Annotated in this window: 12 protein-coding genes and 1 riboswitch; of the genes, 7 read left to right on the top strand and 5 right to left on the bottom strand. The window is 69.3% G+C overall.

Annotation, left to right across the window (positions count from 1 at the left end):
• Positions 1 to 526 precede the first annotated feature (526 nt).
• Positions 527 to 1009, top strand: a complete 483-nt coding sequence (locus VHK87_RS04005; RefSeq protein WP_329633606.1) for a helix-turn-helix transcriptional regulator — start codon at positions 527 to 529, stop codon at positions 1007 to 1009.
• 261 nt (positions 1010 to 1270) lie between these two features.
• A complete protein-coding gene (locus tag VHK87_RS04000) occupies positions 1271 to 1459 on the top strand; it encodes a DUF3606 domain-containing protein (RefSeq protein WP_329633605.1) in 189 nt (62 codons plus the stop codon).
• Between the two features lie 5 nt (positions 1460 to 1464).
• Here VHK87_RS04000 and ligD read toward each other — a convergent pair whose 3' ends face one another.
• Positions 1465 to 2376: a non-homologous end-joining DNA ligase gene (gene ligD / locus VHK87_RS03995; protein ID WP_329633604.1), complete on the bottom strand. Its 912-nt coding sequence runs from the start codon at positions 2374 to 2376 to the stop codon at positions 1465 to 1467.
• Between the two features lie 704 nt (positions 2377 to 3080).
• On the opposite strand from ligD, the gene VHK87_RS03990 reads away from it, so the two are divergent.
• Positions 3081 to 4286, top strand: coding sequence for an OmpA family protein (locus VHK87_RS03990; protein ID WP_329633603.1), 1206 nt, complete (start codon positions 3081 to 3083; stop codon positions 4284 to 4286).
• A gap of 123 nt (positions 4287 to 4409) precedes the next feature.
• Positions 4410 to 4841, top strand: coding sequence for a CBS domain-containing protein (locus VHK87_RS03985; protein ID WP_329633602.1), 432 nt, complete (start codon positions 4410 to 4412; stop codon positions 4839 to 4841).
• A gap of 7 nt (positions 4842 to 4848) precedes the next feature.
• Here the strand turns inward: VHK87_RS03985 and VHK87_RS03980 are convergent, their stop codons facing one another.
• From VHK87_RS03980 to VHK87_RS03970, 3 genes are all read right to left on the bottom strand, one after another.
• Positions 4849 to 5313, bottom strand: coding sequence for a DUF533 domain-containing protein (locus VHK87_RS03980; protein WP_329633601.1), 465 nt, complete (start codon positions 5311 to 5313; stop codon positions 4849 to 4851).
• A gap of 115 nt (positions 5314 to 5428) precedes the next feature.
• Complete coding sequence (locus tag VHK87_RS03975) at positions 5429 to 5824, bottom strand: response regulator (RefSeq protein WP_329633600.1); 396 nt, start codon at positions 5822 to 5824, stop codon at positions 5429 to 5431.
• Positions 5802 to 8306, bottom strand: coding sequence for a response regulator (locus VHK87_RS03970; RefSeq protein WP_329633599.1), 2505 nt, complete (start codon positions 8304 to 8306; stop codon positions 5802 to 5804). Before VHK87_RS03970 ends, VHK87_RS03975 begins: the two co-directional genes overlap by 23 nt.
• Positions 8307 to 8413: 107 nt before the next feature.
• Between VHK87_RS03970 and VHK87_RS03965 the strand changes: the two genes are divergently transcribed.
• Positions 8414 to 10177: an SLC13 family permease gene (locus tag VHK87_RS03965; protein WP_329633598.1), complete on the top strand. Its 1764-nt coding sequence runs from the start codon at positions 8414 to 8416 to the stop codon at positions 10175 to 10177.
• Here the strand turns inward: VHK87_RS03965 and VHK87_RS03960 are convergent.
• Entirely contained in the window at positions 10174 to 10737 is a 564-nt protein-coding gene (locus VHK87_RS03960) for a TMEM165/GDT1 family protein (RefSeq protein ID WP_329633607.1), read from the bottom strand. The genes VHK87_RS03965 and VHK87_RS03960 overlap by 4 nt on opposite strands.
• 29 nt (positions 10738 to 10766) lie before the next feature.
• Positions 10767 to 10928, bottom strand: a riboswitch (yybP-ykoY riboswitch).
• A 389-nt stretch (positions 10929 to 11317) separates the two neighbouring features.
• Between VHK87_RS03960 and VHK87_RS03955 the strand changes: the two genes are divergently transcribed.
• Both VHK87_RS03955 and VHK87_RS03950 read left to right on the top strand, forming a co-directional pair.
• On the top strand, positions 11318 to 12157 hold the full coding sequence (locus VHK87_RS03955; RefSeq protein WP_329633597.1) for a formate/nitrite transporter family protein: 840 nt from the start codon (positions 11318 to 11320) through the stop codon (positions 12155 to 12157).
• Positions 12154 to 13929 (top strand): bifunctional protein-serine/threonine kinase/phosphatase, encoded by a 1776-nt coding sequence (locus tag VHK87_RS03950; RefSeq protein WP_329633596.1) that lies wholly within the window; start codon positions 12154 to 12156, stop codon positions 13927 to 13929. Before VHK87_RS03955 ends, VHK87_RS03950 begins: the two co-directional genes overlap by 4 nt.
• Positions 13930 to 14052: the final 123 nt, after the last annotated feature.

Genomic DNA, 14052 nt, shown 5'->3' with positions numbered 1-14052 from the left:
TCGACGAGCCAGCTTCCGTGACTCCGGTAGATCGCCTCGACGGAGGGGCGCGCGGCGTTCGCGTCGGCCTTCCCGTCGGCTCCCGTACGCTCAGCTGCGCTCATGCGGTCACCCCTTCTCGGGGCGGCCGGCTGGCGAGCCGGGTGTTAGAAACTCCGTGGGCACAGAGCCCGCTATTTACCGCCCGGGCGCGCGACCGCACGCGGCTGCGTTCCCGGAGCGCCTATTTCACGGCACCCGACTCATAAGCTTGCCCAACGGGGTTTCTACGCCCCACCGGCGATCGCCGGCGCAGTGAGGCTGGCGCCATCGGGGGTTGAAGGCAAGGGCGGCAGGCAGGACTGGCGGCGCCTCCCGCGCACGTCCGCAACGTCTTTGCGGGTTTGCCGCGCGGTTCCTGCGGGAGGTAGGGCGAGCATGAGGCGGCTGCGCCGTCCCCTCCGACATTTTCGCCGCCTTCGCTTGATCTGCGCGCAAATCGCGTGAAGACAATTCCGGCAAGCGGGGGTTGAGCTGAAGCTTGCAGATGGCTGCGCCGCCAAACGACGACGCCGCACGGCGCGCTAGCCTTGCCAAGGCTCTGAAGGCGATCCGTCGCCGGCGCGGCCTGCGCGCCGCCGACGCCGCAGAGGCTCTCGGCATGCCGCTCCGCTCTTACGAGCACTTCGAGGCCGGCCGCGGCCGGCTCAACCTGGAGCGAGTGCATCTGGCCGCCGACGCGCTCGACGCGGACCCCTACGCGATCATGGCGGCCCTGGAGATCGGCTCGCCAGAGTTCGCCGCCAGGTGCGCCGACAACAAGCTGATGACCATCTACATGATGGCCCTGCAGGATTTCGACGACGTCGCCGGTGACGACATAGCCCAACTCGATCCCCGCACCCTCATCGCCGCCTTCACGCGGCTCTTCGACCAGCTCGCCCAGGAGGCGCGGGCTCGGGGACAGGCGCTCGAGGACTGGCGCAGCGGCCGCGGCGGGGCCGGGAGCGGGGCGGCGGACCCGACTTGACGTTCGACCGCCGCGGGCCGCGCCCCCGTTGCGGATCGCTGTCTCGCTTGCCTGGCTCCAGCCATGCCAGCGCCGAACCCGTTCAGGCGCTCAGAGCAGCGCCCCGGCGTCGTGGCGCCAGGGCGCTGCTGCAGCGGCGCACAGGGACGGGAGAACACCGCTGCGCCGGGTGAACAGGAAACCGCGGCCGCAGTTTCAGCGGAACCTGCACCGTCTCACCGCGATTCTCCCCAGCGCAGATCGCCACCAGAGGAGAACATCATGGCCGACAACAAGCAGAACGTCGGCGAGCCCGACCGCAGCCGAGTTTCGGGCTCGGAAGATTATGAAGTTCGCTACTTCGCCGAGAAGCACGGTCTGAGCATGGACCAGGCGCGGGACCTGATCTCGAAGCATGGGAACAACCGCGAGAAGCTCGACGCCGCCGCAGCGCGCACAAAGAACCACTAGCGCCGTCAGCCTGACTCTCTGACGACCTCCCGCGGGTCTTTGTCCTCGCGCAGCCCCTTGAAGCTTGCTTGCCGGAGCTGGCCTCCGGTCGTCCACTCGGCGATGTCTAGGTTTGCGACGAGTTCCGGGCGGGTCCAGTTCACGTGCTGCCAAGGCGGATCGCCGCGCGCGAAGGGGCTGCGCTCGGCCCGGAGCGACTCCATCTGCCGGAGCAAGTCCGCCGACCCTTTGAAGCCGGTCTTGACGCTGCCGACGTAGCGCAGCTCACCGTGCTCGTAGACGCCGACCAGCAGCGCTTTGAAACGGCCGAGCCGCTCTTGGACCCACCCGCCAATCACCACCTCCTGTCCGGGGCGGCACTTGCTCTTGAGCCAGGTCTCTCCACGACCCGCACGGTAGGGAGCGTCCTTCCGCTTGGAGACCACACCCTCCAATCTGAGACGGCAGGCCGACTGCAACAGCGCCGGTCCGCCCTGGTCGAAGTGGTCGACCCAACGCAGGCGCGGTGTTGCGGCTTCAGCGAGCAGGTCGCGCAGGGCCGCCTTCCGGGCGGCGAGCGCGAACGGCCTCAGGTCCTCACCGCCGCGCCAGAGCAGGTCGAACGTGAACAGCACGAGCCCCCCGGTCTTGCCTGGGGTGATTGAGGCGCGGAGGTTGGAAAAGTTGGAGTAGCCATCCTCGTCGAGTGCGCACAGCTCTCCGTCCAATACGCAGTCCGGCAGCCCGCTGATGTCCCTCGCCAGCTCCGGAAACTTTGCGGTCCAGTCGTGGCCATTCCGGGTCAGGATCTTCGGGGCGCCGCCGCGCACCTGAACTTGCAGTCGGTAGCCGTCGAACTTGATCTCGTGCAACCACTCGGCGCCATTCGGCGGGGTTGAGACGAGCCGCGGGTGCTGGAACTCGACGAAGTCCGGCATCTGAGCGCCGACATACTGTCGGCGGGAAGGCGAGCGGGCCATTGGTCCTCGCGTAAGCGCGGCGACTCAGGCCCCTCAACCCACTCTGGGTTCCGATCCGAAAGCGGAACTTCCCGATGTCATAGTGGGTGGAAAGCGGAAGTCGCACCGGTAGTCTCATCGAGATGGTCGGGCTCGCTACGACCGCACCTCACGTAAGGCTCCGACCGACTGGAGCCACACGGCTTCGAGGCGAGGTAGTCGCGTCCGGGGCGGGCGGTCGTCAGTCGCGACGCTTTCGAGCCGGCCACCCGGGTTCGGCAGCCGCCGGCCGAGGCGCAGTCGCGCACCTCGGTCGTCTCGCGCGGGAGGATTCGGCGGCGGATCCAGAGGCTTCGGGGGCTAGCCGTCGCTGACGACACAGGCTTTAGGCGAGGGGCGGCCTCGGCCAGAGAGGGCCAGCCAAGGCCGCCGAGCGCCGGAGGGCTCCGACACTGTCACCTGCCTTGATGATGTAGGCGCTGACCCGTGTTCGCAAGCGCCACTGTGCCTTCGGGGTCGTGTCCTGTTGCCTAGCTCGCCGCGGCCTCGCCCGAGTCGACGCTGATTCAATTGGGATTGTGGTCTGGACGACACAGACGAACAGCGCAGTTTGTGCGTTGACTGTTACAACCGCCCGCGCAACTGCGCCGGCTTAGGTTGGTGTCACAGAGGGCTAATCGAAGATGAAAGCAATATTGTTGGCCGGAGCGGCCGCTCTGGCTCTGTCCGGTTTGGCGTCGGGCGCCGCTGCGCAAGACACTGGCTGGTACGGGGCCGTCGATCTCGGCTACCACTGGCCTGAAAGCATCGACGCGGACTCGTCGGCCAACGGCCCGAACGGTGGCGCGTACAACTGGGATTTCAACCAGGAAGACGACTGGGCCGGCTTCGCCCGTCTGGGCTACCAGCTGACCCCCAACTGGCGCGTTGAGCTCGAAGGCGGCTACCGCCCGGGCGACATCGAGTCGATCCGCGGCGCTGAAGGCCTCGGCCGCGTCGCCGGGCTCTGCACGGCCGGCGTTCTCCGCACCACCGGCTCGCCCGACTGCGGCTCGCCGGACGGCGAGATCGAGTCCTGGACCCTCATGGGGAACCTAATCTACGACTTCATGCCGGGGTCGACGATCAATCCGTTCCTCGGCGTGGGCGTCGGCATCAATCACGTCTCCATGGACGTGGTCGGCCAGTTCTCGAACGTTCCGAACCATCCGGCGGCCCGTTCGGCGGCCAACCCGGCTCACCAGAACCTGGCGATCAACGACGAAGACACCGCCTTCGCCTGGCAGGCCATCGCCGGCGTGGCGTGGCGCGCCACCGACCGTCTGAACGTCGACGTGACCTACCGCTACCTCAGCGGTTCGGACCTCGACTTCGCTTCGATCGGCACCCATGCGCTGCAACCGGGCGTGTTCTCGGGTCAGTACGAAGATCAGTCGCTGACCGTCGGCCTGCGGTACTCGTTCGGGGCTCCGCCGCCGCCGCCGCCGCCGCCGCCGCCCCCGCCGCCTCCGCCCCCGCCGCCCCCGCCGCCGCCTCCGCCGCCCCCGGCTCCGGAAGCGCGTCAGTTCATCGTCTACTTCCCCTTCGATCAGTACGTGCTGACGCCGGAAGCCCAGACGGTGGTCCAACAGGCCGCGGACTACGCTCGCAACGGCAACGCCACCCGCGTCGTGGTCGTCGGCCACGCCGACACCTCGGGCAGCCAAGCCTACAACGTGCGTCTGTCGGAACGCCGGGCCAAGGCCGTGGCCGACGCCCTGGTGGCCTCGGGCGTCGCCCAGACCGCTCTGAACGTCGACTGGCGCGGTGAAACCGAGCCGGCCGTTCCGACCGGCGACGGCGTGAAGGAACCGCTGAACCGTCGCTCGACGATCGACATCAACTTCTAAGTCGATCTTCGGGAAGGCGATCAGCCGACCTAGCGAGGGGCCCGGACGCAAGTCCGGGCCCCTTTGCTATGGGCGGAACCTCAGCCGGGCCGCGGCCATTGGGTTCGCAGGAGGGAGGCGCGCATGCTGGTGTCGGAAGTGATGGCGACGGCTCTGGAATTCGTCGCGCCGGACGCGACCGTCCAGGAAGCAGCGGTGTTGATGGCCGAGCTCGAGGTCAGCGCCCTCCCGGTCGGTTCCGCGCGCGATCTTCAGGGCGTGCTAACCGACAAGGACATCCTGTTCCGGGTCGTGGCCGAAGGGCGCAACAGCGCCGACGTGCGGGTGCGCGAGGTGATGAGTTCTACCGCGTTTACGTGCGCAGAGACCGACACCCTGGCGGAGGCGCTGGATCTGATGAGCGCCTACCACGTGCGCCGCCTACCGGTGCTCAATGCGTCAGGCGACGTCAGCGGCTGGATCACGCTGACCGACATCAGCCGGGCGATGCTTCTGGAGACGGGCGCGATCGGCGCCGCTCTCGAGGAGCTCTCAGCTCCGGACCGCGCCGCCTAAAAGGCCGTCAGACCGGCACGTCGAACGCGCGGTTCAGCCTCAAGGTCACGTCGCGCGGGAGCTTGAGACGATGAGCCAAGTAGTTGAGATAGGACTTGTTGGCGCCGCGGCCGCGCTCGGTCGCGGCAAGTGATACGGCGTAGAATCGAGTGGCGGTCTCCTCGCTGGAGACGCCCCGTAACAGGGTCTCCAAGCAGGGCGGTTCGGCCAGCGAAGCCTCGAGCTCCGACCGCTCGGCATCCGCCAGCCGCGTGCTGGCCAGAGCGCGGCGGATGCGGCTCGTCTCCCTTGCGTCCAGACCGCCATCCGCGTGCGCAGCGGCCGCCATGGCGCGCACCAGCAGCTTGGCCTCTTCGGCGTCCACCTCCCGCAGGTCCGCGGGGTCGCTCTGCATGAGCTGCCGGCGGTTCTGCAGGTGAGCTTCCAGCACCTTGCGGGACAGGACCAGCTCGATATCTCGGCGCTGTCCCACCCGCGGGGGCGGGGCTCCAGCGCCCGCGTTCCCAGCGATAGCCCCGAGGGACTCGGCGTCGAGCCGATCCGGCGGGCGCCGCGGCGCAAGCCGTCTGAGCAGGCCCTCGAGCATCCTAGGCGCTCGCGGCCTTGGGCGCAGGACCGCCCGCGCTCATCACCGCCTCGATCTGCGTGAGCAGCCGGGAGAAGTCGACGGGCTTGGGATGATAGTCGTCGCAACCGGCCTGCAGCGCCTTGTCCCGGTCACCCGGCATGGCGTGCGCGGTCAGCGCGATAATGGGGATGCCGCGAGTCGAGGGGTCGCCCTTCAACTGGCCGGTTGCCGTCCAGCCGTCCATGACCGGCAGATTGACGTCCATCAGAACGACATCGGGATGTTCTGCCTTGGCCACCTCGACCCCTTGCGCCCCATCATGAGCGAGCAGGACGTCGAAGCCGCGGCGCCTCAAGCGCCGGGACAGGAAGTCCCAGATTTCCTCGTGGTCCTCAACCAGCAGCAGCTTGGCCATCGACATCTCCCGTCCTCACGCCCCCGCCGTTCAGGCCGGCGAGCACTTCTCTCAACTCCGCTGCCAGCCGGTCCGGTTCCTCGCTCTCGATCAGCTCCAACACGTGCGCCTCGATGCGTCGGCGCTCGCCCGGGTCAACCTCTTCGCTGCTGAGGGCGATGACCGGCGGCGGGTTCGAACCCGCGGCGCGGTGCAGCTCCTTCAGGAACGCCGGGCCCTCAACGCCTGGCGCCTGAAGGCTAAGGAGAACCAGCTGCGGAGCCGCCGTCGCCATGTTCTCGCAGAGCTCGCCGCCCGCCGCCACTTCGATCACGGACCAGCCTTCGGCCTCGAGCGCCTCGCGCACCGCTCTGCGCGCCTCGGGATCCTCGTCCAGAAGCACGGCGCGCCCTGCGCCTAGCTGCCGCTGGTGCCGCTTTAGAACGGCCTTGAGGCGCCCCCAATCCACCGGTTTGGGCAAGTGGTCGGCCGCCCCCAGAGAGAGGGACAGGCCCTTCTCGCGGCTGACGGTGATCATCACCACCGGGATGTCCTGCAGCTCGGGCGAGCTCTTCAGCGCCGACAGGACCGCCCAGCCGTCCATACGTGGCATCATCACGTCCAGGATCACCGCCGCCGGCCGCAGCCTCTGGGCCATTTCCAGTCCCGCACGGCCGTCGGCGGCGGTCGCCACCTGGTAGCCCTCCCGCCGCAGGAAACGCTCCAACAGCTCGCGGATCGCCTTCTCGTCGTCGACAACCAGGATGGTGTTTCCCCGGACGGACGGATCGGCGGCGAGCTCCGGCTCCGGCTCCGCCGCGTCGCGGGCGGCGGGCTCCTCGGGCATGATCGCGGGCAGGGTCAGGGTGAAGGTCGAGCCTCGCCCGGCGCGACTCTCTACGGCGACCTCGCCGCCCAGCATCTCGGCGAACGCCTTGGTGATCGCCAAGCCCAGCCCGGTGCCCCCGAAGCGGCGGGTCATCGAGTTATCGGCCTGGACGAACGGGGCGAACAGCTTGTCGAGCTGCTCAGACGTCATTCCAATCCCCGTGTCCGAGATCTGGAAGACCACGCGATCGCCTTCGGGCCCCGCGGCCCGCCGGACGGCCAGCGTGATCTTCCCGCCCTCGGTGAACTTGGCGGCGTTGCTCAACAGGTTCAGCAGGGCCTGGCGCACCTTCACCAGGTCCGAGCACATCTGGCCAAGGTCGCCGTCGACCTGGACGTCGAGTTGGTTCCTGTTCTTGGCGACCAAAGCGCCGACCGTGTCTGCGGTTGCGGCCACCAGTTCGGCCACGTCGAAAGTCTCGGCGTAAACCTCCATCCGCCCCGCCTCGACCTTCGACATGTCGAGTATGCTGTTGATCAGCCCCAGCAGGTGGCGGGCGTTGTCGGTGATCTTGCGCAGGTCCGCTCGCGCGGCGTCCGTATCGAGGGAGTCCACGTCCTCCTCGAGCAGTTCGCTGTAGCCGATCACGGCGCTGAGCGGGGTGCGCAGCTCGTGGCTCATGCGCGCGATGAAATCGCTCTTGGCGCGGTTCGCCTCTTCGGCCGCCGCTTTCGCCAGGGCCAGGTCCGCCTCGGCCTGTTTTCGGGTCGTGATGTCGGTGTGGACGCCGACCCACTCCCGCACCGAGTTGTCGGACCGGAGCACCGGCACGGCGCGAACCTGCATGTGCCGCCACTCGCCGTCACGGCGGCGGATCCTGTGCTCGATCTCGTATAGCCCGCGTTGGGCGAGCGCCTCGGCCCAGGCGCTGGCGGTCGCCTCCCGGTCCTCCGGGTGGACCGCGTCCAGCCAGCCGACGCCGCGCAGGTTTTCCGGCTCCTGGCCAGTGAAGGCCGTCCAGCTAGACTGCGGCGGCTCAAAGCTGCCCTTCGCGTCGGTTGTCCAGACGATGGCGGAGGTCGCCTCGATCAAGGAGCGGAAACGCTCCTCACTCGCCATCACCGCGCGCTCGGCGGCGCGTACATTGGTGACGTCCGAGATGATCGCACCGACGCCCTGGGCTCCATCGCCGGAGCCGGCGATCGGGAAATAGTGCGCGAGGTAATGCCGCGAGGCGCCTTGCTCGTCCGGCAGTTCGAGCGGCATGTCCCGAACGACCCGGCCCTCGTGCAGCACCTCGTTCAGGATCGGCTCCAGCAGCGTGTGCAGCCGGGGGGCCAAGTCGAGGGCGGGAAGCCCGATCAGGGCCTCGGGCGCGCGGCCGCTGAGCTCGGCGAGCGCGGGATTGGCTCGGCGGATGACAAGGTCCGGCCCCATGATCGCAACGCCCACAGGAGACGCCTCGAGCACGCAGTTCAGCAGTGAGCGCAGCTCGGCCTCACGCTTGATGTAGCGCGCGCCGCGCAGACCCAGGACTGAGAGATAGGCCGTTCCGGCTAGCCCGCCGACGCTCGCGGCGCTGGCCAGGCGGGGTCGGCGGGCCGCCCACTGCAAGGCGGCGGCAAGCCAGCGCGGGGCCTGACGCGCGGCCAGGTTCGCGGGTGAGTTCTTCAAGAGCGCAGCGCCCCGGCCGCGTTAGGGATCCTAGGCATGGTTGTGGAACGCGCCTCGAAGCGCCGCGTTCGCCATCACCGAGGCGGCAAGCGCCGCAGGGGGAGGGAATGACAGGCGAGCAGGCCCTGGCCTTCGGCTTGGTGGGAGCGGTCGTCGCGCTGCTCGTCTGGGACAGGCTGCGGTACGACGTCGTCGCGCTTCTGGCGCTCGTGGCGGCCGTGCTGTCGGGCCTAGTCCCAGCCGAGGAAGCCTTCACCGGATTCGCAGACGAGATCGTCATCATCATCGGCTCGGCGCTGGTGGTCAGCGCCGGGATCGCGCGCTCGGGGGTGGTCGACACCCTGGTGCGGCCGTTTGCGGGCCTGCTCTCCACGCCGACGCGGCAGATCGCGTTTTTGGCGGGTTCGGTCGGCGTTCTTTCGGCGCTGATGAAGAACATCGGGGCGCTGGCCATATTCCTGCCCGTCGCCACTCAGCTCGCCCGCCGACATAGGACCGGATCCCACAAGGTGCTGATGCCGATGGCCTTCGCCTCCCTGATGGGCGGGCTGATGACCCTGATCGGCACCTCGCCCAACATCATCGTCTCGCGAGTGCGCGAGGAGATCACCGGCCGCCCCTTCGCGATGTTCGACTATCTGCCGGTGGGCGCGGGGCTGATGCTGGCCGGCTGGGTCTTCCTGCTGGTGGGCTGGCGGCTGCTGCCGAAGGAGCGGCAGGGCACCCGCCCCGCCGAGGAGACCTTCGCTGTCGAGGACTACGTGAGCGAGGTCTACCTTCCAGAAGGGTCTCCCTTCGTTGGGCGGACCGTGGCCGATCTCGAGCGATTGTCGGAGGGCGAGGCCCAGGTGACGGGCCTCATCCGCGAACGGTTCCGCCGCTATACGCCGGCCGCGGACTGGGCGCTCCAGGCCGAGGACGTGATCGTGTTGAGGGGCGATGCGCCCGCGCTTCAGAGGATCATCCGCAGCGCCGGCCTGTCTCCGGTCGGCGCGCCCAAGGACGCGCGTTCCGCGAACCTGCCGGTCTACGAGGCCGTGGTGCTGGCGGACTCTCCGCTCGTCGCGCAGACCGCCCGCCGCGTCGAACTTGGCCGCCGCCGTGGCGTCAACCTGCTGGCCATCGGACGGCGCGGGTCCGAGATAGCCAAGCGGCTGCAGCACTTCGTCTTCAAGGAAGGCGACCTGCTGCTCTTCCAGCTCTCGCCCGGGACCAGCACGGACGCCGTGGCCGACGCGGGCCTGCTGCCGCTGGCTGAGCGCAACCTGCAGATCGGCCGCCGCCGGCCCGCCTGGCTGCCGGTGGGGATCATGGCCGCGGCCATGCTGGTGCTGGCCTTCCAGCTTTTGCCAGTGGCGGTCACCTTCCTGGCGGCCGCCCTGGCGATGGTGGTCTCCGGCGTGCTGAAGCCGGAGGAGGCGGAGAAGGCCATCGAGTGGCCGATCCTCATTCTCGTCGGCGCGCTGATCCCGGTCAGCGCCACGCTGCAGACGACCGGCGGCACCGACCTGATCGCCGGCTGGCTGGCCGGCGTCTCGCGCGACCTGCCCGCGGTGGCCTGCGTCACCCTGATCATGGCCGCTGCGATGGCGGTGACCCCGTTCCTGAACAACGCCGCCACAGTTCTGGTGATGGCGCCGATCGGGGCGGGGCTGGCGCGCGAGCTGGGCCTCAACCCTGACCCCTTCCTGATGGCGGTGGCGGTCGGGGCGGGCAGCGACTTCCTCACCCCCGTCGGCCATCAGTGCAACACCCTGGTGATGGCGCCCGGCGGCTACCGGTTCGCCGACTACCCGCGGCTGGGAATCCCGCTGTCGCTGCTGATCCTGACCCTCGGCACCTTCCTGATCGTCACCGTCTGGCCGCTCTAGCCGAACACCAGGATCCAGGCGCCGACGGCCGCGAACGCGGCGGCGGCGGCGATGCGGATGGCCTTCAGCGGCAGCTTGCCGGCCGCGGCCTCGCCGATCAGCACCGCCGGCCCGTTCGCGATCATCATGCCCAGCGTCGTCCCGGCGGCGACCACGGCGATGTTCTCGAACCGGGCGGCGAGGGCGGCGGTGGCCACCTGCGTCTTGTCCCCCATCTCCACCAGGAAGAAGGCGATGGTGGTCGTCAGGAAGATGGAGCCGCCGGCGCGGGTCCTGGGCTCCTCGTCCTCGTCCATCTTGTCAGGGACCAGGGCCCACGCGGCGAACACCAGGAAGCCGATCCCCAGCACCCAGCGCATCCACGGCCCCTCGAGGAAGGCGCCCGCCGCCGCGCCGACGGCCGCAGCCAGGGCGTGGTTGGCGATGGTCGCCGCGAAGATGCCGGCCAGGATCGGCGCCGGCGCGCGGAACCTGGCGGCCAGCAGCAGGGCCAGCAGCATGGTCTTGTCGCCGATCTCGGCGAGAGCCACGAGGCCCGTGGAGACGAAGAAGGCGTCCATCGGAAACACACCGGCGGGATCGGCAGGCAGACCCATGGCGTTCCGCGCCGCCGATCCCGCGATCGGGCGCGAAAGCCAAAGGTCTCGCCAAGCCCCATGGGCCGAACGCGCCATGCCCGAAGGCAAGTCTGTTGACGCGTTCCCGGCTGTGGCGCCGGCGGCTACTCCCCAGTGACGGTGTCGGAATAAGGCGCCGGGCACCTACTTTGCAAGCGCCAGGGCGCCGCGCACGCAAACTGCGCAATCGGCCGCTAGGGCGCCCGATCCCTAGGCGATTTTGCACTGCAGCGAGTGGGCGGTGCGTTCGCGGTTGAGCCCGGCGCCTCCCGGTGGCTCCCATGGCGGCAGGTTTCGCCGGCGGCGACGCAGCAGCCGGTCTCATTTGCCTTTCTGGCGAGCAGCAATGGCGCTGTGTGTTCGCGAGTCGGTCTTCCCGCGGGGAAGCCCGGACCCGCTGACGGACACGGCGCGGCCGCCGTCTCCTCCAGCGGATTGCCCGAGGCGGGCCAGCGCACGCACGGCGCCCTTTAGCATTCGGCCGGCGAAGACCGGTCCGAAAGAGAAAGTAGGGGTCCCTCCAATGGCTTATCTCGCACCCGCCGAGTTCGTCACAAAGATGATCGACGCCGGCGAATCCAAGGTCTTCATGTCCACCCGGGACACGCTGATCCGGGCCTATATGGCCGGCGCTATCCTGGCGCTGGCGGCGGCGTTCGCGGTGACGGTGACGGTCCAGACCGGCTCGCCGATCCTCGGCGCCATCCTCTTCCCGGTCGGCTTCTGTATGCTCTACCTGCTGGGCTTCGACCTTCTGACGGGGGTGTTCACCCTCGCCCCATTGGCCCTGATCGACCGGCGGCCAGGCGTCACGCTCGGCGGGGTGCTGCGCAACTGGGGGCTGGTGTTCGTCGGCAACTTCGCCGGCGCCTTCACCGTGGCCGTGATGATGGCTATCGTGGTCACCTACGGCTTCTCGACCCCGCCCGATGCCGTCGGCCAGAAGCTGGGCGACATCGGCGAATCCCGGACGGTCGGCTACGCCGCCCACGGCGCGGCGGGCATGCTGACCCTGTTCATCCGCGGCGTGCTCTGCAACTGGATGGTCTCCACCGGCGTGGTCGGCGCGATGATGTCCACCTCGCTCGGCGGCAAGGTGCTCGCCATGTGGATGCCGATCATGCTGTTCTTCGCCATGACCTTCGAGCACTCGGTGGTGAACATGTTCCTGTTCCCCTCCGGCCTGCTGCTGGGCGGCGAGTTCTCGATCATGGACTACCTGATCTGGAACGAGATCCCGACCGTGCTCGGCAACCTGGTCGGCGGCTTGGCCTTCGTTGGCCTGACCCTCTACTCGACCCACGCCCGCACGGCGCCCAAGCGCTCGCCGGACAAGGCGGCGGTGAAGATCGCCGCCGAATGAGGCGGGCCCTGGAGGCCGCGCCGGCCCCTCCCGGCGCGGCCTCATCCCGGCCAAGGACGCTCACCGTCGCCATCGGCCAGCACTCCGACGCCGGCCGCAAGAGCGAGAACCAGGACTCCCACGGGGCCTCCGTTCCCGAGGGGCCCGCCCTAGCGCTGAAGGGGGTGGCTCTGGCCATCGCCGACGGCATCAGCACCAGCCCGGTGGGCCGCATCGCCGCCGAGACGGCGGTGAAGAGCTTCCTCGACCAGTACTATTCCACCTCCGACACCTGGACGGTAGAGACGGCCGGCCAGCGGGTGATCCGCTCGGTGAACGGCTGGCTGCACGCCGAGACCCGCCGCAGCAGCGGAGAAGACCCGGACCGCGGCCACGTCTGCACCTTCAGCGCCGTGATCCTGAAGGCCCGCACCGCCCACCTGTTCCACATCGGCGACGCCCGCATCTTCCGCCTCGCCGGCCGCGCGCTCGAGCCGCTGACCGAGGACCATCGGCTGACGCTCGGCGGGCGCAGCTACCTGGGCCGGGCGCTGGGCATGGGACCGGAGATCGCCATCGACTACCGCACCCTGCCGATCGCGGAGGGGGATGTCCTGGTCCTCTCCACGGACGGGGTGCACGAGCATCTGCCCGGCCGGGTCATCGCCGACCTGATCGCTGAGCATGGCCAGGACCTCGAACACGCCGCGCGCCGCATCGTCGAGGCCGCGCTGGAGGCGGGCAGCGACGACAACCTCACCGTCCAGATCGTCCGCATCGAGTCCCTGCCCGAGGGCGACGCCGCCGACTTGGTGGAAGGCGCCGAGGCGCTGCCGCCCGCCCCCATCCTGACGCCCCCCTGCGAGTTCGAGGGCTACCGGGTGCTGCGCCAGATCCACGCCAGCCACCGCAGCCACATCTACCTGGCGGCGGATGGCGAGACCGGTCAGCGGATCGCGCTGAAGATCCCCTCGGTCGAGCTGCGGGGCGATCCGGACCTCTTGCGGCAGTTCATGATGGAGGATTGGATCGCCCGGCGGGTGGATTCGCCCCACCTTTTAAAGGTGATCGCGCCGGCCCGCCCGCGCAGCTTCCTCTACGTCGTCGCCGAGCACGTGGAGGGGATTACGCTTCGCCAATGGATGTACGACAACCCCGCCCCGGATCTGCCGGCGGTGCGGGACATCGTCGACCAGCTGGTCCGGGGCGTGCGGGCCCTGCACCGCAAGCAGATGGTCCACGGCGATCTGCGGCCCGAGAACGTGATGATCACCCCCGCCGGCCTGGTGAAGGTGATCGACTTCGGCTCGGTGCGCGCCGCCGGCCTGGTGGAGGCGGGCCCGACGGACGGCGGCGAGGCGGTGCTGGGCACGGTCCAGTACACCGCCCCCGAGTGCCTGATGGGCGAGCCGGCGTCCTGGCGCTCGGACCTCTTCGCCATCGGGGTGATCGCCTACGAGATGCTTACGGGGAAGCTGCCCTACGGGGCTCAGGCGGCGCGGGTCCGCACCCGCGACGCGGCCCGCGCGCTGCGCTACACGCCGGCCGCGCACGACTCGCGGGCCATCCCGTCGTGGATCGACGGGGCTCTTCGATGCGCCGTCCATCCCGACCCGACGCGCCGGCACGAAGCGCTGTCGGAGTTCGTCGCCGACCTGAAGACGCCCAACCCCCGCTTCGCCCGCACTGGCTTCCAGCCTCTGGCGGAGCGCGACCCGGTGCGGTTCTGGCAGGGCGTGTCGCTGGTGCTGGCGCTGGTCGTGTTTGCGCTGCTGGTCCGGGTGTTCGGGTAGCCCATCCCCGCTCATCCCGACGCAGGTCGGGATCCATCCGGCCTCGACGCGGGAGCCGAGTCTGTCTGAACCCCGGCATTCGTCGGGGTGAGAGGAAGAGGTTACGCGGCGACCTGGGCGTCT

It is taken from the genome of Phenylobacterium sp. (assembly GCF_036263695.1).
GTDB lineage: Bacteria > Pseudomonadota > Alphaproteobacteria > Caulobacterales > Caulobacteraceae > Phenylobacterium.
This window is presented reverse-complemented; position numbering and strand designations above follow the sequence as displayed.

Bases quoted from the DNA above. Each gene is read 5' to 3' on its own strand.
- VHK87_RS03985 (WP_329633602.1), top strand. From the start codon at position 4,410: ATGCTGGTGTCGGAAGTGATGGCGACGGCTCTGGAATTCGTCGCGCCG.
- VHK87_RS04000 (WP_329633605.1), top strand. From the start codon at position 1,271: ATGGCCGACAACAAGCAGAACGTCGGCGAGCCCGACCGCAGCCGAGTT.
- VHK87_RS03960 (WP_329633607.1), bottom strand. From the start codon at position 10,737: ATGGACGCCTTCTTCGTCTCCACGGGCCTCGTGGCTCTCGCCGAGATC.
- VHK87_RS03950 (WP_329633596.1), top strand. From the start codon at position 12,154: ATGAGGCGGGCCCTGGAGGCCGCGCCGGCCCCTCCCGGCGCGGCCTCA.
- VHK87_RS03975 (WP_329633600.1), bottom strand. From the start codon at position 5,824: ATGGCCAAGCTGCTGCTGGTTGAGGACCACGAGGAAATCTGGGACTTC.
- VHK87_RS03965 (WP_329633598.1), top strand. From the start codon at position 8,414: ATGACAGGCGAGCAGGCCCTGGCCTTCGGCTTGGTGGGAGCGGTCGTC.
- ligD (WP_329633604.1), bottom strand. From the start codon at position 2,376: ATGCCGGACTTCGTCGAGTTCCAGCACCCGCGGCTCGTCTCAACCCCG.
- VHK87_RS03955 (WP_329633597.1), top strand. From the start codon at position 11,318: ATGGCTTATCTCGCACCCGCCGAGTTCGTCACAAAGATGATCGACGCC.
- VHK87_RS04005 (WP_329633606.1), top strand. From the start codon at position 527: ATGGCTGCGCCGCCAAACGACGACGCCGCACGGCGCGCTAGCCTTGCC.
- VHK87_RS03990 (WP_329633603.1), top strand. From the start codon at position 3,081: ATGAAAGCAATATTGTTGGCCGGAGCGGCCGCTCTGGCTCTGTCCGGT.